Here is a 23,000-nt window from a genome sequence, read left to right as displayed (position 1 = left end):
ATATTACATCTTGAAATCAGAAGAAGAGAAAAGATGTTTTTTTATTGCCTAAAAACAGAAAAAGAAAAGAGCTGAAACAAAATCAACTCTTTAAAAAGTTATTTCGTTACAGCCCCTTTTTTTATTTTAAGATTTTGAAGTGATGTCCTGGTTTAATGAAATCTAACAACATTAATTCTTCAGGTTTTACAGTAGCGACTAAGTTACGTTCACCATCATTAGGAATTTCAGTTAAAACAATTTCAAGTTCACCACGATAGTGTGCTAAATTATCATTAACAATCAATACATCTCCACGAGTGAAAACTTTTTTACCTGGATCTCTATATGGAATAGATTGTGATTCTACATTCATTTGAGAATCTTTTCCCATATCTCCATCTTGAACACTTTTCTTTTCTTTAAACCATACACGTGGTGATGAAGATCTTAACATAAATGATGAATGGTCATAACGATCCCAATGAGGAGCGAAATCATACATGATTTCTTTTTCGTTTTGACTAATACCTTCAGCTTCATCAACTCTAATTTCAATAGCTTGCATATTCACTTTAGATAATGCTTCTAATTCTTCATCAGTTGCAGGATAGTTTCCAATTAAGATATCATCAACATCTCCAGTCGCAAGCATATAACGAGCTTGTAAATCAATTGGTAAACCACGCATAATTTCAACAGTTGGTAAACCACAGAAAACTTGCCATGGACCAATTGTATGTTCATTGTTACTAGAAACAAAAGCAGCAGTGTGTAAATTTAATTCTTTCCAATAACGGTTAAATTCCATAAATAAATCAAAATCTAACCCAGTATAACGTTCTGGGAAGAAGTTATGACACATAGTGATTTGATCTTTATTACCACCATTATTGATTAAAAGTTCTACACCCATATCCATACTAGCGTTAAATTCAATTTTAATATTGTATGGATTACGTGTTAATTGAATATCACCTTGAGTTCCAAAGTTACCATCCATTCTAATAATATCTAATCCCAAATCAGCGAATGGTTTTAAATTACCAGGTGTTGCTCCAATTAAGTCAAAAACTTGTGGATTTGTATCAGCAGCAACTTCAAATCCTAATTCATGAGCTTTTTTCATGAATTCTTTAAATTCAACCAAATAACTTTCTCTTTCTTCATCTGGAATTGATAAAAAACATGTAAAAATTCTACTGTAACCTAATTTTGCAGCTTTTTCCATGTATGCGTATACCTCATTCATTGGTGTTTTATCAGGGTATACAGAAATACCTAATTTGTGCATATTCATTTTCCTCCTTATAAAATCATTATAACATCTTTAGCAATAGACTTTAAGAAAAAGATAGAAAGACATTTAAAATTCAAGCCTCTTATGAAAAATATATGGAGTAGGACTTCGCAAAATCGCATATTTATGATATAACAAAAGATAGAGAATTGAAGAAAGGAGCTAAGAATCATGAGTTTAGAAATATGTTTATCGTTTGTTGTGACATTCGTATTAAGCTTAATTCTTGTTCCAATAGTAGGAAAGGTTTCAAAAAAACTTGGTATTATTGCCCATACAAATAAACGAACAATACATAAAGGCATTATCGCAAGAACTGGTGGTTATGCGATTTATATGAGTTTTTTAATTGGAACGATGATCTTCTTAAAAACAGATACACAGATTAATGCTATTTTAATAGGTGGATTTATCATTTTCTTAACAGGATTTTATGATGATATTCATGATTTATCTCCGAAATTAAAAATGCTTGGTCAAGTCATTGCCGCGTTAGTCGTTATTATTTATGGTGATATTGTTTTAAAGGGATTCACGCTTCCATTCTTACCTGAATCAGTGTCTTATATACTAGCTATTATTATTACTATTTTATGGATCGTAGGTATTAGTAATGCTATTAATTTAATTGATGGATTAGATGGATTGTGTGCAGGTATATCTATTATTGTTCTGGTGACTATTTCATTGACTTCATTAACTTATGGACGTACAGATATTTCTTCTTTATCATTGCTTTTAGCTGGCGCAATAGGTGGCTTTTTAGTGTATAACTTTCATCCTGCATCTATCTTTTTGGGTGATTGTGGGGCATTGTTTATTGGTTTTATGATTGCAGTCATTTCATTACTTGGATTTGGTTATAAAAGCTCATCTTTTTTTACATTAGGGGCACCGATTGTTGTTTTGATGGTTCCAATTATGGATACGTTAATTGCGATTATTCGTCGTAAAGTTCATCATAAAAGTTTTAGTGAAGCTGATCGTAATCATCTTCATCATAAATTGATGTTTTCTTTAGAACTTGGACAAACCAAGAGTGTTTTAATCTTATATGCTGTTACAGTATTATTCTCTTTATGTTCTTATCTTTATTTATTTGATAAGGTTGCAGCAACTATTTTATTTATTGCTTTGATGGTTTTATTTGAACTTTTTGTAGAAGCAACAAATATGATTGATCGTAAATATAAACCACTTTTAACGATTTTAAATATTTTCATTAAAAGTGAATATTTGCCTTCCATCAAAGATACAAAACCATACCAAAGAATTATTCAAAAAGCCAAGAAAAAATATGCTGTTATTTTGGTTCTTGTTATAGGTATTGTATTCTCAATGGTTTTTGTTTTAAATCATGAAGAAAAAGCTATTCCACAAAAAACGATAACTATAGAATATGTAGAATCGCAAAATGAAACAAGTTTAATGAGTGATATATATAATCAATTAGTCACAGCTATTAATCGTGGTGATAAAAAAACAGAAAGACAATTAGTGGCTGCTTATTTTGTGAGTGATTACTATACTTTATCGAATAAAGAGAATGGAGAAATAGGTGGTATTGATTATTTCTATGCTGAGAAAAAAGATGATTTTACAGCTTATGCTCGAAATGAATATTATAAAGAAATACAGACAGATATAAATCCACCTGAAGTTATCCGTTATGATATTTTATCTAATGTGGTTTCTTATAAAGCTTTGTCAGGATTGGAAGATTATAGTTATTACGATGTCAAAGTTCAAATGACTTTTAAAGAAATAAATCCTATTTTAGATACATTACAATATACAACAACGGTGACTTTAATTGAAAAAGATCAGAAGTTTAGTGTTGTTGCGATGGAGAATGATAATGGATAAATTTTTATGGGTAGGACTTGGCGGAGCACTTGGAGCTATATTCAGATATGGCATAAGTCTTATACCATTAAAAAATCATTTTCCTATACTCACACTTATAACAAATATTCTAGGAGCTTTCATTATTGGAATGGTTGTAGGCTTGTTTACCAAAGAACGTATTTCACCATCTATAAATTTATTTTTAAAAACTGGAGTTTGTGGAGGATTTACGACTTTTTCTACATTTTCTCTAGAAACTTTGACACTTTTAGAAGATGGATTTTATGCACTTGCTGTAGTATATGCTATGATAAGTGTGATAGGATGTATTATTGGTGTTTATTTAGGAAGAATAATTGTTCAATAGAAGCATATCATGATGCTTCTTTTTCTTTATTATCTTTTCGTAATAGTATATAATGATGGCGTAAAAGTTTATGAATTTGTTGGTTGGAAATAGAGATATTTCATGAAAATGGAAGCAGGTGTGAATCCTGAGCTGTCCCGCAGCCGTGAAAGGGAGTCAATGTAATATAACCACTGGGCAACTGGGAAGGTGCAAAGACAAAGAACTTGAGCCGGAATACATGCCAACATCTTGGAATACACTTTACGGAGTATAAAGTCGTTCTAGTTTCAATTCTAGGGCAGAGATGTCCTGTTTTTGTCTAGAAAAAGAGGAGGACAAAATGAAGAAAATTTTTACATGTTTATTGGTTATGCTAATGTTGGTGATGGGAAATATTTTTCCAATAGCTGCACTTACTTATGATGAAAGCTATACATTAGCAAAGAATTACTTTCAAAATTTAAGTGCGTTTCAATCAGTTGATGAAATCATAGCGAGTGAATCAGTTGGAGTAGAAACGGATCAGAAGGTTTTACCTGAAGAACTTCTTGCAACAGATACAGCATCAAATGTTGCGAAAACAATTATAGTTTTAACTTTACATGGAAATGATCCTAGAAATTATAATGGGGTCAACTATGTTGAATTATTAGAATCAGCAATTCAAAGTGATGGAGCTGTTCATTTTGAAAATGAGAATGGTTTTGGTTCAAATAATCAGATTTTTTGTGTAGATGCTTTATATATTGTAGGCTCAGATAAACAAGAATTAGCTGCAGATTATCTAGCTTCTATGATCCAAGATAATGGAGCATTTACATATGCTGGAGGTTATGAAGATCTTGCTGTCACAGGATGGGCAATAGAAGCTTTGAGTTTAGTTAATCAAGAGAAATATCAGCCAACTATTCAACAGGCTATGACATATATTTTATCATATCAAAAAGAGGATGCTGGATTTGATATGTATGGATATGGTGCAGATGCGAATACGCAGGCATGTGTACTGGCGGGATTATTAACATATGATAGTGCTGGTGTGAAAGCCGGAACATATAATCAAAATGAACATAATCCATATGATGTCTTATTATCTTTCCAAAACTCTGATGGAAGTTTTTGGTCATCATTTACAGGAGAAGGGCAATATAATTTGCTTGCAACTGTACAAGGTGTACAAACAATAGGATACTATTATAATGGTTCAGTTTATCAAAAGGCCCATCAAGCATACTTAGCTTTAGGTGAAGTTACCGAAATAGAAAAAGAACCAGAAATACCTGTTGAAGAAGATTCAGTTAAAGAAGATAAAGAAACATCTTCGACAGAAATGCAAAATGATAATCAGACAAAAGAAGAATCATCATCACAAAAAGCTGATGTGGTTCAAACAGATGATTCATCATGGTTGATAGGATATAGTTTATTATTTATTGGAAGTGGTATACTTCTATTGAAAGGAAGACAGTATCTTGAATAAAACAAAGAAATATACGCTCATTTTTGTTGTTGTATGTTTTTTATTAATAGGTGGAGTAGGCATTTATCATGCCTACTTTGCTTCACCAAGTCAGTCAGCAAAACAAGTGACTGACAATACAGAAAATCAAGTTCAACAAGAAATGACAGATTCGAAACAAAAAGAGGAAGTTTCCCAAGAGAAAAAAGAGGAACAAGAGAATCAAACTTCTCAACAAGAAAAAAAAGAAGAACAAGTGAATCAAGTTTCTCAGCAAGAAAAAAAACAGTCATCAAAACAAAAGCCTGAATCTCAATCAACACAACAGAAACAAACAACAACTTCCAATCAGGAAACATCTACATCTCACCAAACACAAGTAGAGGATGTACCTGAAAAAGAGGAAGAAGTTTATATTGAAAAAGAAATTGCATCTGTTTATGTGACAATCACTGGTGTTGATGGTGTTATGGCACAAGATTATATAGAATATGAGGAAGGTATAAGTGCTTATGATGCTTTAAAAATATTAGCAGATAATTATGAAATGCCTGTGAGTACATCAGGAATTGGGCAAGCCATTTATGTGAAAGGGATCAACGGACTTATGGAATTTGATTATGGTGGCATGTCAGGATGGAAATATAAGGTTAATGGAACATATCCTCAAACGAGTGCAGGTGCTTGCACTTTAAAAGATGGTGATCAGGTTGAATGGGTCTATTCAACAAATGGATAAAGTTAAAGAAATCAGTTTGATTGGAATATTAGCGGCTGTCAATATAGCATCACGTATAGCTTTACAGGCATTACCTAATATTAAGCCCGTAACATCCATTATCATTATTTCAGTGATGATTTTTGGTTTGGCATTTGGTATTAAATTAACGATTGTGACAACACTTGTTTCTAATATCTATTTAGGTATGGGAATTTGGACAATTTTTCAGATTTTAGCATGGATTGTGATTTGTTTATTGACGCAATGTTTAATGGATTTTTTTAAGAAAATACATAAACAACCACATATTTTAGTTATGGCTATATTTGCTTTTTTGATGGGATATGTTTTTGGTTTTATTGTATCATTAGATAAATTTGTTGTGGGTGGACCATCACTATTTATTGTTTATTATATATCGGGATTATTATTTGATACTTTTCATGCAGTTGGAAACTTCTTTTTCTATTTAATTGGGGCACCATTGTTGATGAAAATCTTTGTTAAAAATAAAAGTATTGTAATTTAAATGATGATATGCTATGATGTCTATGCGAATGTATAAAAAAGAAAAGGAGGTACGACAATGATTTTAAATATTTTATTGATTATCGTTTCAATTGCTCTTATTGTTGTATGCCTATTACAAAGTGGAAAATCTGATGGTGTGGTGAATGCTTTGACTGGTCAAAGTTCTAACCTATTTGCTCATCAAAAAGAAAGAGGAGCAGATTTGGTTTTAACACGTATTACTGTTGGACTTGCAATTGCATTTTTTGTTCTTGCAATCTTAATTAGAATGGGTTAATCATTAGGGCACTTTGATGTGTCCTCTTTTTATTAATTGGATAAACTAAAAGTGAGGTGAGAAAATTGAAAGAAGAAATATTAGAGTTATTATCTGATCAAACTTATACAAGAAGAAAAATTCAAGAATTAGCTGAACACTTTCATATGACAGAAACACAGGATTATGTTGCGTTTATCAAACTTATTAATGAAATGGAAGATGAAGGGCTTATTATAAGAAGTCGTATTAATGATTATTATTTGATTAATCAGCTTCAATATTATAAAGGTGTCTTAGAATTAAATAAACGTGGATTTGGTTTTGTAAAAATTGATGAAGATAGAGAATTTTATATACATGATTCCAATATGAAGGATGCACTTCATAATGATACTGTTTTAATCGAAAAGATTAAATCTCATGGACAACGTGAAGAAGGACGTGTTGTGCGTGTTTTAAAGCGTGGAAAACTTCGTTATGTTGGGGAAGTGAAGCGTGGAAGAAAAGACTATATTGTCAAAACAGATGATCAGAAATTTGATAAGCCTATTATTGTTGATGCAGCACATATGCATGGCGCTATGCCAGGGCATAAGGTTGTGGTAGAAATTAAGACTTTTAAACCACAAATTAAAGGCGATATTATTAAAATTATTGGACATCGTAATGATCCTGGAATAGATATTTTATCTATTGTCCATGCGCATGATGTAGATATTGAATTTCCTAAAGAAGTCTACGAACAAATTGAAGGTATCTCAGATGAAATTGATCCAAGTGATATTGAAAATCGTGTGGATTTAAGAAATGAGTTGATTGTGACAATTGATGGTGATGATGCTAAGGACTTAGATGATGCCATTTCTTTAAAGAAATTGGATAATGGACATTATCAGCTGGGAGTTCATATTGCAGATGTCTCTTATTATGTTATAGAGGGTTCACCTTTAGATAAGGAAGCCATTAAAAGAGGAACATCTATTTATTTGGTTGACCGTGTGATTCCAATGTTACCACATAAATTATCAAATGGAATATGTTCATTAAATCCAAATACAGATCGTTATACAATCAGTTGTATTATGGAAATTGATAAACATGGTGAAGTTGTTAATCATGATATTTTACCAACGGTGATTCATTCTTCTTATCGTATGACATATAATAATGTGAATAAGATTTTAGATGGTGATCAAAAATTACAGCAGGAATATGCACCAGCTGTGCCATTATTCTTTTTAATGCAGGATTTAGCGACATTATTAAGAAAAGTCAGAGATGAACGTGGCGCTATTGATTTTGATGTTGATGAAGCTAAGGTACTTGTTGATCAAAAAGGAAAACCAACTGATGTTGTTTTAAGAAAACGTGGCGCTTCTGATAAAATTATTGAAGAGTTTATGTTGAAAGCCAATGAAACAGTAGCGCAACATTTTAAATGGATGGATTTACCATTTATTTATCGTGTTCATGAACAGCCAAAGGTTAAGAAATTACAACAATTTGTGAATATTGTAAAACCATTAGGATATACGATTAAAGGATCTTTAGAACATGTTTATCCAAATGAATTAAATGCGATTATTCATGCATCTAAAGGAACTGATGAACATGTGATTGTGTCAACATTATTGTTAAGATGTATGCAAAAAGCAAGATATGACGCTCAATGTTTAGGGCATTTTGGTTTAGCGGATGAATATTATACACACTTTACTTCACCAATACGTCGTTACCCTGATTTATTGGGACATCGTTTAATTAGAACATTCTTATTTAAACAGGATTATAAACAGACAGCCCATTTTGAAGAAGTGATTCCAGAATTAGCAGAACAATCTTCATATCGTGAAAAAGAAGCTGTTGATATTGAAAGAGAAGTAACAGATATGAAGATGGCTGAGTATATGTCTGAACATATTGGGGAAGAATTTGAAGGTATGATTTCTTCTATTACTTCTTTTGGTTTCTTTGTTGAACTGCCAAATACTATTGATGGTTTGGTACATATCACAGATTTAACAGATGATTATTATCACTATGATGAAAAACAAATGGTTCTCGTTGGTGAAAGAACAGGAAGAATCTTTAAATTATCTGATAAAGTGAAAGTTAGAGTTGTCGCTTGTGATAAAAAAGAAAGAACAATTGATTTTGAAGTTGTGGGAATGGAATCAAGAAAAAAGAAATCAAAAATTGTGAAAATAAATGATAGAAAAGTAAAGACAAAACGTACAAAAAAGGGTAAAATAAATAGGTCACATAGAAAGACAAGAAAACATAGATAGAAAGGATGTGATATGCATGAAAGTTGTCACTCAGAATAAAAAAGCATTTCATGATTACTTTATTTTAGATACTTATGAAGCTGGAATTGAGTTAAAAGGGACAGAAATTAAATCAGTACGTCTTGGACATGTCAATTTAAAAGATGCTTTTATTCGTTTTAAGAACGATGAAGCTTTTATTGAAAACATGCATATCGCTCCTTATGAACAAGGAAATATTTTTAATCATGAACCACTTCGTAATAGAAAGCTATTGCTTCATAAAAAGCAAATTAAAAAGCTACAAAGAGAAGTGAAAGAAAATGGTTTAACAGTAGTTCCTACAAAATTATATTTTAATACGTCTAAGTTAAAAGTAGAGATTGCTTTAGCAAGAGGTAAGAAATTATATGACAAACGCCAGGATCTGAAAGCTAAAGATGCAAAAAGAGATATGGAAAGAGCATTAAAAAATGCTTACTAATGGGGGCGTCTTGGATTCGACAGGGGTCAGTTTGAATGGAATGGCAGCCGTGGGCATACGTTAATTGCAAACAAAAAATATCTGGAAACAGACAACAATTATCTTTCGCTTGCTAGTCGACGTTAGACTTTAGCGAATATCAGCCTATAGCATACCTATGGCTATAGAACTGGTAACATATCTAATAGGTTAAGGGTATAAAGATTCTGGATTTATACCACGAAAATGTACAGAATCGCTAAGTGAAAGACTGCTTGTGGATCGTAGCTTAGTTAAATTCATTCGACAAGATAAGCTGTAGAAGTTTCATATGGGACGGCTTTTGGACGCGGGTTCGATTCCCGCCGCCTCCACCAAATAGTCATTAACACTGATTGTATCAGTGTTTTTTTGTTTCCTTTTCTTTTATGAGAAAATTATGAGAAGGTTTTTGAGATTTTTTATTTAAATAAAACAAAAATCAAGCCTCATCTTGACTTGATTTTATTGTTTCGGATTGTAAATTATTTAAAATATCTAGCAGTTTATCATCTTCATTGATATTGGCATGAGTATAAATTCCTAATGTGACTCCTGGATTTTTATGACCAACTCTTTTGCTGACTTCTGTAATGGTTACGCCTTTATTAATCCATAATGATATGCTTGAATGTCTAAAACCATGATTAGTAATAAAAGGGACACCTGATAATTTGATGGCTTTTTGTCTTTTCCTATCTATTGATGTGGTAGGTAAAGTTCTTGGGCCACCAAAAATAAACCAATCATTATTGTATCCTTCTTTCTGTTGCTCCTGTTTTTTTAAGTCTTTTAACATTTCATTAAGGGAACTGCCAACAGATATTCTTCGTTTACTAGAACTTGTCTTTGTAGGTACAATTTCTTCTTTCCTATTATCAGTAACATGGTCTGTCTTCGAAGTTACACTTTTGATAATGTTGATTTTACCTCTCGAAAAGTCATTCCATGTCAAGGCTCTGATTTCCCCTAATCTTGCACCAGTATAGAATAATGTTATAAAAAAGACTTTATAGACATTATCATCTACATATTTGATGAACTGATTAAAATCATTTTCATCCCATATTGTATTCTTTTTAACTGTTTCATTTTTATCTTCTTCTAATGTTTTTTGGAAGGAGGTAAGCGAGACAGAAGGGTCTGAAAATAAATCGTTATATGTCATAGCATGTTTAAATACTTTTTTGAATTTTTGTAGGATATAGTTTTTCGTCGTTGTAGAATATGAAGAATTACTCAACTTTATTCTAAATTCAAAACAATCCTGGGGAGTTATGTTGCTGATTTTCTTGTCTGGGAAATTCTTGATGATAAAATCTTCCATTACTTGCTGACATTTCATATATGTACTATATTTTGATGTCTGCTCAAGATGTTTTAGATATCCTCGTGCTACAGCACAGAAATATTCGTCATTGAATCTTTTATGTCTAAGAACTTTATTTTCAAATAATTTAGCTTCCTTTTTTGTTTTGAAACCTCTTTTTGTTGTATTTTTATATTTAACGTAGTATGTACCACGTAACTTATCTTTATATACGCCCATTTTATTTCCTCCAAATCAGTTTATGCATATTGTTGCAATGGTAATTGTTCAACTAAAGATTCAGCTACCATTTTTTGTTTATAAAAATCAATATTTTTACCTGTAATTGCAAACAAGGCTTCTGCAGGTATTTTTTGATTTGCATTAAAGCTGATATGATGAGAAATACAATAATTCAATGCTTCTTCACGTAGTTGTCTAGCTTTTGGCGCACCACATTCTCTAAGAAGCATTATTTCTTTAATACTGAATTCTTCCTTAAGAGATAATATATATTTTTCTTTCCAATTCATACATCCTTTCTTTTTATTAATATTCATTTGTTTGACCTCCTTATAGGCATGTTATTTTTTAGCTCCTTTCCTGCCTATGTCTATGCTATTATAACATAATCGACTCCACCATTTTGTAAAGTTGACGAATTGTCAATTCAAATTATAAATGATAGAATTAATATTAAAGGAGAGAGCTAAAATGAGTGAGTATGATTGTTACTATTTAACTGAAAAAGTAAAATTGCAAATAGATAAAGCTAATAATGACGCTTATAAAAGAGTAGAACAAATAATGAGAAGATATCAAATGAATCAAAAGCAATTTGCAGAAAGATTAGGGATATCTCCTACTTTGGTATCAAAATGGAAAAGTGGGGAGAAGGAAATTACCCTTCCTCAAATAGAGGTGATAGCAAGAGAGTTTGGGATTGACATGACCTATTTTATAAAAGGAAGTACAGATTATTACGTTGCTCCAGTACAGAAATGTCATGTTGAGCATGGAATGTTTTGTGTATCACCAAGAAAAAAGTTAGCACCAATTGTCGCACCTACACTAATTGTCCTAAAGAGAGATATTCCAAATAATAATGTTTATCTTTTAGAAGATGGTCTTCATGATGCTGCCATTATAGAAAGAATCATGGCTATTGATGAATCTTTAAGCTATATTGAGGAACCAGATTATTATGTTATTGATGATTATGGAAATCTAAATAGAAATTGTGAATATGAAAGTAAAGTGGGTAACGTCTATTATTTTACTAATAAACATGGTAAATCCATAAGTGTACCTGTATCGCTATGTAAAAATCGAGTTGCGATATATATTGATGACCCTCTTAAAGTAAAGAGAGATTATTGTTTAGGAAGATAGACTTCTCTAAGGTCTTCTCTATCTCGTCCGTGGCCTAATTTTTCACTGACATTAGCCCATGCTGTTTTTTGATTATGATGCATGAGCTCTTTGTTATATTCTCTAATAGCCCAATTTTTGCGGATGCTATGGATACTGCTTTTATGATCGTTATATCTTGAGATTCCTAGTTGCTTACATCTGGAATTTAACCATTTATTGACAGACCCTTGCTTAATGTTGAGTATGGGGCTGTCTTTTTTGCATCTTTCTTTATCGGCAATCTCTTTAAGTTTGTTTATGATATCCCGCTGTTCTTTTGATTCTATTGGTAATATTCTTGTCTTTCCGCCTTTTGATTTGTATATAACCAATTTGTCATTTTTTATATCGCAAGGTCTGACTTTAACTGTTTCACTTACTCTAAGTCCAAAAGCATGACTTAATTTAACAGCAATAAAACCTTTGGCATTAGATCTGATGTCGACTATCTTTTGATAATCACTTTCTTTCATGGCAATGGTTCTCATAGCCTCTTTACCACTTGGTATATGTGAAGCTTTCATGTTCATTTTGCAGTTGAACATTGACTCACCTAGCTTTCCAATCTTATCAATTCTTGAAGCATATTGTTTGATAGTATGGGATGTACATGAAGTTCTTTTTGATTCAAGATATCTGTTGACAAGTTCAGGTGTTATATGATTCATTTTTTTAATCTCATTACAGTTCTCTTTAACCCATTTTGAAAAATCCCTTGCTACATCAAGCAAGTTTTCCTTATCTTTATATGAATATACTCTGCATTTCTCGATGTAGTGATCCTCGATTTTCTCATTTCTTTTAGAAATTCCTGGGGTAAAACTATTTAAAACACTCTGTTTCATCTGATTGTATAGATTATGATGACTTCTGCCCAAATTATCACCTCATATTATGCACCAGTGTTTTTCGCCATTATCGGCTCTATTCTTTCGCCGTTAATGGCGACTTTTTAAATTGTAGATTGTTCAGTAAGTAGCTCAACTGCATGGTGCAGGAGCAATTAAGCTCAACAGCATCTTACTATCAAGATGCTGGAGCTAAAATCGTACGAGCGTTTAAGCTTTTCTATTGCTTCTTTTTCTTAGAGTTCCATCTTTTCTGAATACTCCCTCATCGGGTCTGTAACAAGTAATCATTTTATAAAGATGAAAATGATTGTCTCTTGTCTGCTTTTCTATAACAACGTGGTATGGGATTTTATTATATTTGCATTGTATGACAAAGCGGTCATAGAAGGGGGATGTGTTATAGTTACCGACAGGTCTATCCTGAACTATGGTGGAATTATAAGATAGAGCAATTTGAATAAGTCTTTCATCAATGTTTCTTTCTTTCATCCTTTCTTTAGCATGCAACGATATTTGAATCAGTCCGAATTTTGCATACTTCTTTATATTTTTTACTTCTTTTGTAAGTTTCTTTTGATGTAATGACATTATTACTTCCTCCGTTTCGTATAAATTAAAAGACACGCTAAGTATCTTTTGAAAATTTCGTCATATAAAAGAAAAACGAACAGGTCGAATTTCTTTTCTCCTGTTCGTCTAACTTACAATAATATTATACCATGTTCTTATTATCTTGTGGATTTTTTGACTCTCCGATAAAGAAAGCTAACTTCTCATTAATCATTTCTTCGGTTAATCTTTGCTTTTTATATAATTTGCTGATGGGATTTGGCAATGTCGTGGCTTTGATATAATCACCACGTGCTTCATCATATAGATTATATGTGATGAAATCATCAGTCATATGAATATATGTTTTACATCTTCTTCTAAGCTGTTTTATAGGTTCGTGAAAATTGTCATGAAACTTGTCGAATAGAGTTTCAATATCCAAGACTGATGTTAGGATAATATATTGACATTCCAATATTTTATTACGGTAGCGTGATTTGACAGTAGAGGACGTGTTGTTATCTAGCATCTTTAGAAAATCACTTAAGGAGTTAAAGCAGTCTGCTCTCACATCATCAAGTATTAATACTTCTTCTCCACAGTAGTCACTCATGATATCATTGGATGCACTGGAAATATAGTAAGACAAGTTTCTGTCCTCACAGAATTTCTTGGCATAGGTTGTTTTACCACTACCACTGGTACCATAGATGTATATGCATTCTTTATTTATAGATTTATTCCTGATTTTATCCTCATAGTACTTAAAGGCGCTTTCAAAATCCTTTCTGTATTTAACATACATATCTACATCAATATATTGGGTGTAATTGTTTCGTCTGATTATACCTTGGTCTATTTTTTCAATAAGCTCATTCTTAATGTCCTTATTATTCTTTTTGACTTGATATTTATCACGTTCGGCTATCCAATCGTAATTGCTTACGACTTCACTATCATCATATTGATATTTGGATGAAGCATTCCTGTGTGTAGCATATAAAAGAACATCACCCCATTTTCCTATTATCTTATTGATGAAGTTTTCTTTTATATCCAACCAATTAGCGACAGTTGTAAATGTATATGCATTATCAAGCTTAATATAGATATGATAATGAGGGTCTTTAATTGTGTTTGCCTTATGAGTAGAATTTTTCTTTTCATCTTCAATGGTATATATATCTTTATCATGAAGAATATAGAGATAGTATTTAATACTCTTGTTTGAATTTATTTTATTAATAATATCATCAATATTGATATACTCTTTTTTTGAGATTATCTCAAAGTTTCTGTACTTTTTTCTCATATAAGTTACCTCCATTAATATATGTCTGGCAACTGGCAACAGGGAGAACCGCCGAGAGGACAAGCCCGTTCTCGGCGTTTCTTATAGGGGTATGCCTGCTTTGGCAACAGGCAACGGCACTTTTACACCTTTTCCTATAACAACACCTGAACTCTGTTATCATGCTCATCACCAAGCATCTGATGACAGCATTCCATGAACTCTCTAATGGAGTCATGTGGTGCCATGATGATTCCCTCATCAAAGAGTTCTTCAATCGTATGGACACATATGGGATTTCTTGTATGGATGAAGACGATACATCCTCCATCTTCATTTTCAGCAAGTCTTAGGGAATACATGTTATCAATTCCAATCTTCTTTATCTTTTCTTCCATGTCGTTATTCATAGAACAAAAAAAAGAATAAGACGTGCTGAAGAAGATGAGAAAGTTCCTCTTTCTCGTTCCACATACCTTATTCTTTGTCATTATTTCACCACCGAGCATCAAGCTCACTTAAATTCAAAAAGGATCGCAATTATCTGAAACCTTTCTGTACATCTATTATAGCACAGATTTGTGATTTGTGGTTTTTTGAACATTTTACATTTTCTCTCCATATTTCATAACATGATATAATATAGATATGAAAATGAAACGAAATGAGGAGGTCCTAATGAAGAACAAAATGATAGATATTATCGAAGGGATATGCGAATGCAAATCACTGCTTGCAGTGGCAATGAAAAGTGCATATGCTGATATAGATTGTGAGAATCTGGTTACAGCATTAGAGGTAACAAGAAATAAGCTTGATGCAATTATAAACGAATTTGATGGGCTTATTTAAATAGAAAAAGCCAACTATTACATTATAGTTGGCTCTTTGTCTTGCAATAAAACCCCAGATAGTCTGGGGGTGTCTACAGGCTTTAGCGGCGTGGTAACGAAAAATCCTCCGTGATATAATTGATTTGTGGTCTGCGAAACTACAAATCATATTATACAAGGAGGAAATAGTCATGAGTTATTACACAGATGACTTACATAGTTTATCACATACAAAGTGGAACTGCAAATATCATATAGTACTTGCACCAAAGTATAGAAGAAAAGAGTTTTATGATGCAAGAAGAATTGAAATAGGAAAAATATTAAGACAGTTATGCGAATGGAAGGGAGTCAATATAATAGAAGCAGAGGTATGTAAAGATCATATACATATGCTAGTTGAAATACCACCTAAAATGAGCATATCTGGATTTATGGGATACCTAAAAGGGAAGAGTAGTCAGATGATATTTGAAAAATGGGCAAATGCGCGATTCAAATATAGAAACAGAGAATTCTGGTGCCGAGGATATTATGTAGATACGGTAGGGAAGAATACTAAGAAAATACAGGAATATATTGCAAATCAATTAAAGGAAGATAAGCTAGCAGAGCAATTGGAACTTGAATTGGAAGATCCGTTTACTGGCAAGAAGCGATAGAGAGATTGCAAGACGCAGACCACGTTAGCGCTGTCAAGCGCTGCTCTGAAGGCAGGGCTATGCCCGCAAATGAAAAACCACCGGCTAGGCCGGTGGATATTTATTTTATTTTTCTTTGAGGTGAAGCGGGTATTCCCATTTTTTTACGGTATTTATTGATAACACGTCTAGAACAGTATAAATCAATGTCTTTGAGGGCTTCGACTATTTCTTGATCAGATAATGGATTTTTTTTATCTTCATTGTCAATAAGATCTTTCATTGCTTTTTTTATAGCATCGCTACTATCTCCCGAAGCACTTTTTGATACCAAGAGATTTTTTAATGGATAGATTTCGTTATGGAACATATAATATTTTGAATTTATTGTTCTAGATATGGTAGAAACATGATAATGACATTGTTCTGCCACTTCATCCAATGTACAGCTAACTAGTTCATCATTGTATAAAAAGTGACTTCTTTGAATATTGACTAAAGTATTGGCAACCATAAGTATTGTATGATTTCTTTTTGTAAGATTATCAAGAAAGAAATGGGCATCTCTAAAATAATCTTTCATTTGATGATTATCTTTAACCAATTCATAAAGGTCTTCATTAATATAAAAAGAAAAATCATTGTAGGGTTGTATAATAATATCATTGTTTTCAATAATGATTTCTATATCTGGAATGATAATAGAATCATTTTCATTATTATATTGTTCACACGGAAAAGGTTCGCATAAACGTATATCTTCATATATTTGATTGACTTGATATTTTGTTATATGATACTTTTTTGAAATAGCTGTATAGTTTTTTGAGAGAATGAGATCCTTTGATTCTTTCATAATTTTATATGAAGTATTTAAACCTTTGTGTTTTAATTGAAGACAAATGCTGTCAAAACAATCGAATGCGCCTACACCAATAGGCTCCAATGATTGTAAAATATTCAGATGTTTATCAAAGATATCATTATTTATATTTAAATCATACATGTATTGTTCTTTTGATAAATTGAGAAAACCTTTATTGTCTAAGGATTCAATCAAATATGAAATAATATCATAATCATATTCTTGCTTTAACATAGTTAATTGAAAATATAATTCTTCTTTTAAAGTATGTTTTTGAGCAATGTTTTCTAAATAATAAAAAGAGTCTTCTTTTTTTTCGTTTATTTCTATAAATGGATTGGTTTGCAATAAAGAACGAACCATTGCATGAATATCGTTTTCACTTAGTTTAAGGAAATCTAAAGACTTTTGCATTTTTAAATTTAATTGAAATGTTTGTTTAAACGTAGGATTAAATGTCATTTTTTGTTTCATAATGCCACCTCTTATCTATATATTAGCAAAAATTGTGCCAAAAATAAGAAAAAAATGAATAAAAGATGCTTTAAAAAAATATTCTTGACACGATATTTAAAACCATCTAAGATTGAAAAAGAGGTGACTATAATGGAAGATAAAATAATGACCATTATTAACCAAATAACACACGAAAAACGTTATGAGGATGCCAATGGATTATTAATAAGTGAAAATATAAAAATTGCAAGAAATACTGTGAATATGAGTCTTAATCAACTTTATAAAAAGGGATTATTCATAAAAATTAATTCAAAACCAATATTATATTTATCAAAATCTATACTTGAAAAAGATAATAAAATTATATTTACACAAGATGAGTTTTCTAATATATCTGAATTTTTAAAATATGTAGAAGGAGACCAATTGCAGGATTTTGAAAAACTTATTGGATTTAATGAAAGTTTAAATGATTTAGTTGAATCTATGAAAGCAACATTGTCATATCCACCTCAAGGATTACCAATATTATTGAACGGACCTACTGGTACAGGAAAAAGTATGCTTGCAAAACTAGCCTATGAGTATTGTGTTAATCATAATCTTATAAAAAATGATGCTCGCTTTGTACAAGTGAATTGTTCGGAATATGCAAATAATCCGGAATTATTGAGTGCAAATTTATTTGGATATAAGCGAGGTTCATTTACCGGTGCTGATAAAGATAATATGGGATTATTACATTATGCAGATGGGGGCCTTTTGTTTTTAGATGAAGTCCATTGTTTAAAATCAGAGTGTCAAGAAAAGTTATTCTTGTATATGGATCAAGGTATTTATCATATGATTGGGGATAATGATAAATGGTTAAAATCAAGTTGTCGTATTATTTTTGCAACAACTGAAATTCCTGAAAAAGTTTTATTAAAAACATTATTAAGACGAATTCCTATTGTTTTACAAGTACCTTCTTTAGAAGAAAGGGGAACAAATGAAAGACTAAGTCTTATTTATCATCTCTATCGCCAAGAAGAAAAACGTATACAAAAAGAAATATACATATCAACAAATGCTTATCAAGCTTTGTTGAATTATCATTTTGTAGGGAATGTTGGAGAACTATCTAATGTCATTCAAGCAAGTTGTGTGAGTGCATTGTTTACGCAAAGTGGTCAGCATTTGGAAATTCATGCATCTCATTTGCCGAAACGAATTATTCAACAAATTTCTCCATCAATAATGTTAACAAACAAACATAAAATAATTCAAATTTCAAAATTAGTTCCTGCCTCATCTCAATCTAAAATTATTCAATTTTATCAACAATTAATTGAATCATTTGATAATCATAGAAATGATAATACTATGCAATTAAGAAAGATTGTGGATGTTTATTTTGAAAAAATAGTTTTTAGCAAGAAGAAAAATGATCATTATTTATTAGATACAGTTAATAAAATATTTTCAATGGTTACAAATAAATATGGATTTCATCTTTCAAATAATGAATTGGTTTCTGTAACAAGTTATTTATCAGAATATCAGAAAAATATTAATGAAATATTGACTTGGGATAAACAATATGAGAATAAAGTATATGAATTAAAGGAATATTTAAATAATTATTATCATCGACAATATTTGGTTGCTTTAGAATTATACAAATACTTTAAATACAATATGAATGATTCCTTAGATGATATGGTATTATGTGTTCTCACTATTTTTCTAGATAGATACTTTGATAATGTTGTCAATAATCAAAGATTAGCAATTATTGTTGCTCATGGTTTTTCTACTGCAAGTTCAATAGCAGAAAGCGTTAATAAATTGCTTAATCAATACATCTTTGATTCTATTGATATGCCACTTCATGTTGATGTTAATGTTATTATAAAGAGATTAAATGAATTTTTGAATCATGTTGGAGCATTTAATGAATTATATTTATTAGTAGATATGGGCTCACTCGAAGCAATTTATGAAGGGATTCAAATAAAAAATATCGATATAGCAATGATTAATAATGTTCATACCAAATTAGCTCTACAAATTGGCGAAGGGATAAAAGAACAATTAAGTATGCAAGAGATATTTGAAGATATAGAAAAAAAGCAATCTTATCATGTGCATATAGAAACACATCGTATCAAAGAACCAGTGATTGTATGTTCTTGTGCAACGGGGATAGGTGTCGCTGAGAAAATTAAAACAACGATACAAGAATCACTACCAAAACATTTATCAATAAAACTCATGACTTATGATTATGCATCATTAGTTCAAAATGGATTAGAAGGGCATATGTTTGACGATTATGAAGTGATTTGTGTTGTAGGAACGTTGAATCCTAATATTCCTGGTATCCGTTTTGTAGCAATTGAGGATCTTATTATCAATACAAATTATGAGGATCTTTCCATTTATTTTGAAAACTACATGAGTGAAGAAGACTTAAAAGAATTTAAGAAGAATATTCTTAAGAATTTTTCATTATCAAATATTATGAATATTTTGACAATTCTTAATCCTAATAGCTTATTAGAACAAGTTTCAAAAGGTATTGATAAAATGCAAAGTTTATTAAATATCCAACTTAAAAATCGTACATGCTTTGGGTTATATGTTCATATATGCTGTTTGATAGAGAGATTAGTAACACATAAAAGCATAGAAATCTATTCTAATAGAAATTTTCTTGAAGAAGAACCGCTATTTATTGAATGTGTAAAAAAATCATTTAGTGATGTTGAAAAATTTTATAATGTGGAAATACCAATTGAAGAAATAGGTTATATTTATGACTATGTAAAAAATAATTAGAGTGTGTCTTTATGGCACACTTTTTGCTTATATAAAAGTGATCAAACATTTAATAATAAAAAAGAAAATTAGAAGACTTGGCACGATATTTGCTTGAATAAAAGTGAAAGGAGTTGACAAATTTGATTAAGTTAATATTAGCTTCACATGGTGAATTATCAAAAGGAATGGTTAATTCAGTAAAAATGATTGTAGGAAGTTTAGCCGATGATGTTGAATCATTTAGTCTTTACCCTGGGGAAAATCCTAACGATTATGCTGAAGAATTAAATCAAAGAATTATAAAAGATCAGGAACATCATTATATCATAGCTTGTGATATTAAAGGTGGGAGTGTTTACAATGCTATAGTACAGACGTGTATCTATGACAATGTAGATGTATTATCAGGTATGAATATGAATATGGTTCTTGAACTTGTATTAGCTATTAGCTCCCAAAATGTTGATATAAAACAAATTATTAACAATGCTAAAGAAGGAATTGTATTACAGAACAAATCATTATTAACGAAGAATATTGAGGATGAAGACTTTTAGGAGGAATTTTATGATTAAATGTTTGAGAGTAGATCATCGATTATTGCATGGTCAAGTGGCTTTTTCATGGACAAGCGCACTTGCAGCAGATTGTATTTTAATTGCTAATGATGGTATTATGCAAGATGATTTAAAGAAGATGGCTATTAAAATGGCAAAACCACAAGGAGTTAAATTAGTTATTAAAGATATTAATGATTCTATAAAAGCTCTTAATAGTGGTGCAACTGATAAATATAAATTGTTTATCATTGTGGAAAATGTTGCTGATGCTTATCGTTTGATGACAGAGACAAATATGATTAATAGTGTTGTCTTGGGAGGAACAAAAGCAACTAATGAGACTAAGAATATTTCTAAAGCTGTTAATTTAACAGATCAAGAAATAAACTTAGTAAAAGATTTGATTAATAAAGATTTTGAAGTTGAAATCAGAATGGTTCCAACAGAAAAGAAAATTTTAGCAAAAGATGTTATTTAGAGAGAGGAGTATTATTTTATGTTACAAGCATTTTTGTTAGGTTGTGTAGCTTTTATTGGTAAATGTGATTTAGCTACAGGAACAAATATGATACAAAGACCTATCGTTTTAGGACCATTGGTTGGTTTGATTTTGGGTGATTTGCAAACTGGTATTGTTGTAGGCGCTACATTAGAGTTAGCCTTTTTAGGACAAGTATCAGTTGGAGCTTATATACCTCCAAATGTTATTGTAGGAGGCGTTTTAGGAACTGCATTTGCTATTACAACAGGTAAAGGGACTGAAATTGCTTTTACAATGGCATTCCCTATCGCATTATTAGCGCAGGCTATTGACAATTTTATTTTCTCAATTGTTAGACCATTTATGGGAAGGCTTGCAGATAAATATGCTGCAAAAGGAAACGCAAGAGCTATTTCGATAATTCATATGGGAACAGGATTCATTACTTGCACTGTTTTATTCTTAATTACTTTCTTTGGATTTGCGTTAGGAAGTAGTCAGATGGAAGCAATTGTTAATGCTATTCCAACAGTAATAACTAATGGTTTATCTATAGCTTGTGGATTATTGCCAGGTATTGGATTTGCTATGTTAGCAAGAATGATTATGAATAAAGAAGTTGTACCATTCTTCTTTTTAGGATTTGTATTATCAGCATACTTTGGAGTACCTGTTGTTGGTATTGCAATCATGGGATTAATTGCAGTGTTCTTACGTGTTGATTTTCGAAATAATAATGATCAATTAGCTGTTGAAGGAGGATATAATGATGACGAAGACTTCTAATAATGAAAATACTGTTATTACAAAAAAAGATTTAAGAAAAATGTTTTGGAGATCATTACCTATGGAATTTTCATGGCATTATGAACGTCAAATGCATATGGGATTCTGTACAATGATTAGTGATGGATTAAGAAAAATCTATAAAAATAATCCTGAGGGATTAAAAAAAGCATTACAAAGACATTTAGAATTCTTTAATATTACACCTCATGTTTCTACTTTCGTAGGTAGTATTACACTTGCTATGGAAGAAATGAATGCAAATCAAGATGATTTTGATGAATCTTCAATTAATGCAGTTAAAGCAGCATTAATGGGACCTTTAAGTGGTATTGGTGATTCTTTATTGTTAGGAACATTAAGGGTTTTAGCTGTAGGAATAGGAACATCTTTAGCATTACAAGGGAATATTCTAGGACCAATTCTATTCTTATTAATTTTCAATGTTCCAGCGTTTATTTTAAGATATGTATGTGCCATGAAAGGTTATGAATTAGGAGCTACTTATTTAGAAAAAATTCAAAAATCTGGATTAATGCAAAAATTTATGTTAGCGGCTGCTATTTTAGGAGTTATGGTTATTGGTGGTATGACAAATGAATTGGTTTCTGTAACGACACCTTTAGCAATTGGTAGTGGAGATACAGCAACACAAATTCAAAGTATTTTAGATGGAATTATGCCTGGAATGTTAGGATTAGCAGTTACTGGTATCTATTATAAATTGCTTGGAAAAAATGTGAATGTTATGTGGATTATTATTGGAACAGCAATATTAGGTATTGTTTGTGCACAATTTGGTATTTTAGGATAAAGGAGAGACAAAAATGTTAAATTTCGATGAAAATAGAGTAAGAACAGAACATCAAAATGGAGTTAATTTAATTCCAGAAGTAGAAAAAATTGTAGATAAGATCTGTGAAGATGGTTATTCTAATA

Annotated in this window: 24 protein-coding genes, 1 other RNA gene and 1 riboswitch; of the genes, 17 read left to right on the top strand and 8 right to left on the bottom strand. The window is 31.0% G+C overall.

The features are described 5' to 3' along the window. Nucleotides 1-121 precede the first annotated feature (121 nt). Nucleotides 122-1,273: a DUF871 domain-containing protein gene (locus tag B5E48_RS11045; protein WP_087305053.1), complete on the bottom strand. Its 1,152-nt coding sequence runs from the start codon at nucleotides 1,271-1,273 to the stop codon at nucleotides 122-124. Nucleotides 1,274-1,450: 177 nt separating this feature from the next. On the opposite strand from B5E48_RS11045, the gene B5E48_RS11040 reads away from it, so the two are divergent. The 9 genes from B5E48_RS11040 (at nucleotide 1,451) to ssrA (ending at nucleotide 9,553) form a co-directional block, all read left to right on the top strand. Next, a complete protein-coding gene (locus B5E48_RS11040; protein WP_087305052.1) occupies nucleotides 1,451-3,145 on the top strand; it encodes an MraY family glycosyltransferase in 1,695 nt (564 codons plus the stop codon). Further along, nucleotides 3,138-3,494 (top strand): fluoride efflux transporter CrcB, encoded by a 357-nt coding sequence (gene crcB / locus B5E48_RS11035; RefSeq protein WP_087244995.1) that lies wholly within the window; start codon nucleotides 3,138-3,140, stop codon nucleotides 3,492-3,494. The genes B5E48_RS11040 and crcB overlap by 8 nt, the downstream gene beginning before the upstream one ends. Nucleotides 3,495-3,557: 63 nt before the next feature. Beyond that, nucleotides 3,558-3,736, top strand: a riboswitch (cobalamin riboswitch). Nucleotides 3,737-3,816: 80 nt separating this feature from the next. Then, entirely contained in the window at nucleotides 3,817-4,956 is a 1,140-nt protein-coding gene (locus B5E48_RS11030; protein WP_087305051.1) for a prenyltransferase/squalene oxidase repeat-containing protein, read from the top strand. Then, on the top strand, nucleotides 4,949-5,674 hold the full coding sequence (locus B5E48_RS11025) for a DUF4430 domain-containing protein (protein ID WP_087305050.1): 726 nt from the start codon (nucleotides 4,949-4,951) through the stop codon (nucleotides 5,672-5,674). Before B5E48_RS11030 ends, B5E48_RS11025 begins: the two co-directional genes overlap by 8 nt. After that, entirely contained in the window at nucleotides 5,667-6,185 is a 519-nt protein-coding gene (locus B5E48_RS11020; RefSeq protein ID WP_240924485.1) for a hypothetical protein, read from the top strand. Before B5E48_RS11025 ends, B5E48_RS11020 begins: the two co-directional genes overlap by 8 nt. Before the next feature lie 57 nt (nucleotides 6,186-6,242). Beyond that, nucleotides 6,243-6,464 (top strand): preprotein translocase subunit SecG, encoded by a 222-nt coding sequence (secG, locus tag B5E48_RS11015; RefSeq protein WP_087244997.1) that lies wholly within the window; start codon nucleotides 6,243-6,245, stop codon nucleotides 6,462-6,464. Nucleotides 6,465-6,529: 65 nt separating this feature from the next. Then, on the top strand, nucleotides 6,530-8,734 hold the full coding sequence (rnr, locus tag B5E48_RS11010) for a ribonuclease R (protein ID WP_087305049.1): 2,205 nt from the start codon (nucleotides 6,530-6,532) through the stop codon (nucleotides 8,732-8,734). Nucleotides 8,735-8,750: 16 nt separating this feature from the next. Further along, on the top strand, nucleotides 8,751-9,197 hold the full coding sequence (smpB, locus tag B5E48_RS11005; protein WP_087244999.1) for an SsrA-binding protein SmpB: 447 nt from the start codon (nucleotides 8,751-8,753) through the stop codon (nucleotides 9,195-9,197). A gap of 1 nt (nucleotide 9,198) precedes the next feature. Beyond that, nucleotides 9,199-9,553: a transfer-messenger RNA gene (gene ssrA, locus B5E48_RS11000) on the top strand. 104 nt (nucleotides 9,554-9,657) lie between these two features. Here ssrA and B5E48_RS10995 read toward each other — a convergent pair. Together B5E48_RS10995 and B5E48_RS10990 are read right to left on the bottom strand one after the other, a co-directional pair. Next, a complete protein-coding gene (locus B5E48_RS10995) occupies nucleotides 9,658-10,764 on the bottom strand; it encodes a tyrosine-type recombinase/integrase (protein ID WP_087245000.1) in 1,107 nt (368 codons plus the stop codon). A gap of 20 nt (nucleotides 10,765-10,784) precedes the next feature. Continuing rightward, nucleotides 10,785-11,084: a hypothetical protein gene (locus B5E48_RS10990; protein WP_087245001.1), complete on the bottom strand. Its 300-nt coding sequence runs from the start codon at nucleotides 11,082-11,084 to the stop codon at nucleotides 10,785-10,787. Between the two features lie 154 nt (nucleotides 11,085-11,238). Between B5E48_RS10990 and B5E48_RS10985 the strand changes: the two genes are divergently transcribed. After that, complete coding sequence (locus B5E48_RS10985) at nucleotides 11,239-11,916, top strand: helix-turn-helix domain-containing protein (protein ID WP_158093960.1); 678 nt, start codon at nucleotides 11,239-11,241, stop codon at nucleotides 11,914-11,916. Here B5E48_RS10985 and B5E48_RS10980 read toward each other — a convergent pair. The 4 genes from B5E48_RS10980 to B5E48_RS10965 all read right to left on the bottom strand — a co-directional run bounded on the left by B5E48_RS10980 (nucleotide 11,898) and on the right by B5E48_RS10965 (nucleotide 15,122). Continuing rightward, nucleotides 11,898-12,815, bottom strand: coding sequence for a tyrosine-type recombinase/integrase (locus tag B5E48_RS10980; protein ID WP_087245003.1), 918 nt, complete (start codon nucleotides 12,813-12,815; stop codon nucleotides 11,898-11,900). The genes B5E48_RS10985 and B5E48_RS10980 overlap by 19 nt on opposite strands. Nucleotides 12,816-12,995: 180 nt before the next feature. After that, the gene (locus B5E48_RS10975; protein WP_087245004.1) at nucleotides 12,996-13,376 is read right to left on the bottom strand and encodes a DUF4258 domain-containing protein; all 381 of its coding nucleotides are present in this window, start codon (nucleotides 13,374-13,376) and stop codon (nucleotides 12,996-12,998) included. 124 nt (nucleotides 13,377-13,500) lie between these two features. After that, entirely contained in the window at nucleotides 13,501-14,652 is a 1,152-nt protein-coding gene (locus B5E48_RS10970; RefSeq protein WP_158095608.1) for a Rep family protein, read from the bottom strand. Between the two features lie 134 nt (nucleotides 14,653-14,786). Then, entirely contained in the window at nucleotides 14,787-15,122 is a 336-nt protein-coding gene (locus tag B5E48_RS10965) for a hypothetical protein (RefSeq protein ID WP_087245006.1), read from the bottom strand. Nucleotides 15,123-15,309: 187 nt separating this feature from the next. Between B5E48_RS10965 and B5E48_RS13640 the strand changes: the two genes are divergently transcribed. Next, nucleotides 15,310-15,483: a hypothetical protein gene (locus tag B5E48_RS13640; protein ID WP_158093959.1), complete on the top strand. Its 174-nt coding sequence runs from the start codon at nucleotides 15,310-15,312 to the stop codon at nucleotides 15,481-15,483. 172 nt (nucleotides 15,484-15,655) lie between these two features. Continuing rightward, nucleotides 15,656-16,126: an IS200/IS605 family transposase gene (gene tnpA, locus B5E48_RS10960; protein ID WP_087305045.1), complete on the top strand. Its 471-nt coding sequence runs from the start codon at nucleotides 15,656-15,658 to the stop codon at nucleotides 16,124-16,126. Between the two features lie 100 nt (nucleotides 16,127-16,226). Here tnpA and rpoN read toward each other — a convergent pair whose 3' ends face one another. Further along, on the bottom strand, nucleotides 16,227-17,444 hold the full coding sequence (gene rpoN, locus B5E48_RS10955) for an RNA polymerase factor sigma-54 (protein ID WP_087245010.1): 1,218 nt from the start codon (nucleotides 17,442-17,444) through the stop codon (nucleotides 16,227-16,229). 132 nt (nucleotides 17,445-17,576) lie between these two features. Between rpoN and B5E48_RS10950 the strand changes: the two genes are divergently transcribed. The 5 genes from B5E48_RS10950 to B5E48_RS10930 all read left to right on the top strand — a co-directional run bounded on the left by B5E48_RS10950 (nucleotide 17,577) and on the right by B5E48_RS10930 (nucleotide 22,875). After that, a complete protein-coding gene (locus tag B5E48_RS10950; RefSeq protein ID WP_087245011.1) occupies nucleotides 17,577-20,252 on the top strand; it encodes a sigma 54-interacting transcriptional regulator in 2,676 nt (891 codons plus the stop codon). 122 nt (nucleotides 20,253-20,374) lie between these two features. Further along, nucleotides 20,375-20,791 (top strand): PTS sugar transporter subunit IIA, encoded by a 417-nt coding sequence (locus tag B5E48_RS10945; protein ID WP_087305044.1) that lies wholly within the window; start codon nucleotides 20,375-20,377, stop codon nucleotides 20,789-20,791. A 10-nt stretch (nucleotides 20,792-20,801) separates the two neighbouring features. Then, nucleotides 20,802-21,272, top strand: coding sequence for a PTS sugar transporter subunit IIB (locus B5E48_RS10940; RefSeq protein WP_087245013.1), 471 nt, complete (start codon nucleotides 20,802-20,804; stop codon nucleotides 21,270-21,272). Nucleotides 21,273-21,290: 18 nt separating this feature from the next. Continuing rightward, a complete protein-coding gene (locus tag B5E48_RS10935; protein WP_087245014.1) occupies nucleotides 21,291-22,061 on the top strand; it encodes a PTS mannose/fructose/sorbose/N-acetylgalactosamine transporter subunit IIC in 771 nt (256 codons plus the stop codon). Then, nucleotides 22,045-22,875 carry a PTS system mannose/fructose/sorbose family transporter subunit IID gene (locus B5E48_RS10930; RefSeq protein ID WP_087245017.1) on the top strand — a complete coding sequence of 277 codons (831 nt, stop codon included), beginning with the start codon at nucleotides 22,045-22,047 and terminating at the stop codon, nucleotides 22,873-22,875. The genes B5E48_RS10935 and B5E48_RS10930 overlap by 17 nt, the downstream gene beginning before the upstream one ends. The last annotated feature ends 125 nt before the right edge of the window (nucleotides 22,876-23,000 follow it).

Origin of the sequence: Massilimicrobiota sp. An105, assembly GCF_002161155.1 — a bacterium.
Taxonomy (GTDB): domain Bacteria; phylum Bacillota_I; class Bacilli_A; order Erysipelotrichales; family Coprobacillaceae; genus Allocoprobacillus; species Allocoprobacillus merdigallinarum.
The sequence above is the reverse complement of the archived record's forward strand: the minus strand, read 5'-3'. Positions and strand labels throughout refer to the sequence as shown.

Bases quoted from the DNA above. Each gene is read 5' to 3' on its own strand.
- B5E48_RS11045 (WP_087305053.1), bottom strand. From the start codon at position 1,273: ATGCACAAATTAGGTATTTCTGTATACCCTGATAAAACACCAATGAAT.
- B5E48_RS11040 (WP_087305052.1), top strand. From the start codon at position 1,451: ATGAGTTTAGAAATATGTTTATCGTTTGTTGTGACATTCGTATTAAGC.
- crcB (WP_087244995.1), top strand. From the start codon at position 3,138: ATGGATAAATTTTTATGGGTAGGACTTGGCGGAGCACTTGGAGCTATA.
- B5E48_RS11030 (WP_087305051.1), top strand. From the start codon at position 3,817: ATGAAGAAAATTTTTACATGTTTATTGGTTATGCTAATGTTGGTGATG.
- B5E48_RS11020 (WP_240924485.1), top strand. From the start codon at position 5,667: ATGGATAAAGTTAAAGAAATCAGTTTGATTGGAATATTAGCGGCTGTC.
- secG (WP_087244997.1), top strand. From the start codon at position 6,243: ATGATTTTAAATATTTTATTGATTATCGTTTCAATTGCTCTTATTGTT.
- smpB (WP_087244999.1), top strand. From the start codon at position 8,751: ATGAAAGTTGTCACTCAGAATAAAAAAGCATTTCATGATTACTTTATT.
- B5E48_RS10995 (WP_087245000.1), bottom strand. From the start codon at position 10,764: ATGGGCGTATATAAAGATAAGTTACGTGGTACATACTACGTTAAATAT.
- B5E48_RS10990 (WP_087245001.1), bottom strand. From the start codon at position 11,084: ATGAATATTAATAAAAAGAAAGGATGTATGAATTGGAAAGAAAAATAT.
- B5E48_RS10985 (WP_158093960.1), top strand. From the start codon at position 11,239: ATGAGTGAGTATGATTGTTACTATTTAACTGAAAAAGTAAAATTGCAA.
- B5E48_RS10975 (WP_087245004.1), bottom strand. From the start codon at position 13,376: ATGTCATTACATCAAAAGAAACTTACAAAAGAAGTAAAAAATATAAAG.
- B5E48_RS10970 (WP_158095608.1), bottom strand. From the start codon at position 14,652: ATGAGAAAAAAGTACAGAAACTTTGAGATAATCTCAAAAAAAGAGTAT.
- B5E48_RS10965 (WP_087245006.1), bottom strand. From the start codon at position 15,122: ATGACAAAGAATAAGGTATGTGGAACGAGAAAGAGGAACTTTCTCATC.
- B5E48_RS13640 (WP_158093959.1), top strand. From the start codon at position 15,310: ATGAAGAACAAAATGATAGATATTATCGAAGGGATATGCGAATGCAAA.
- tnpA (WP_087305045.1), top strand. From the start codon at position 15,656: ATGAGTTATTACACAGATGACTTACATAGTTTATCACATACAAAGTGG.
- rpoN (WP_087245010.1), bottom strand. From the start codon at position 17,444: ATGAAACAAAAAATGACATTTAATCCTACGTTTAAACAAACATTTCAA.
- B5E48_RS10950 (WP_087245011.1), top strand. From the start codon at position 17,577: ATGGAAGATAAAATAATGACCATTATTAACCAAATAACACACGAAAAA.
- B5E48_RS10940 (WP_087245013.1), top strand. From the start codon at position 20,802: ATGATTAAATGTTTGAGAGTAGATCATCGATTATTGCATGGTCAAGTG.
- B5E48_RS10935 (WP_087245014.1), top strand. From the start codon at position 21,291: ATGTTACAAGCATTTTTGTTAGGTTGTGTAGCTTTTATTGGTAAATGT.
- B5E48_RS10930 (WP_087245017.1), top strand. From the start codon at position 22,045: ATGACGAAGACTTCTAATAATGAAAATACTGTTATTACAAAAAAAGAT.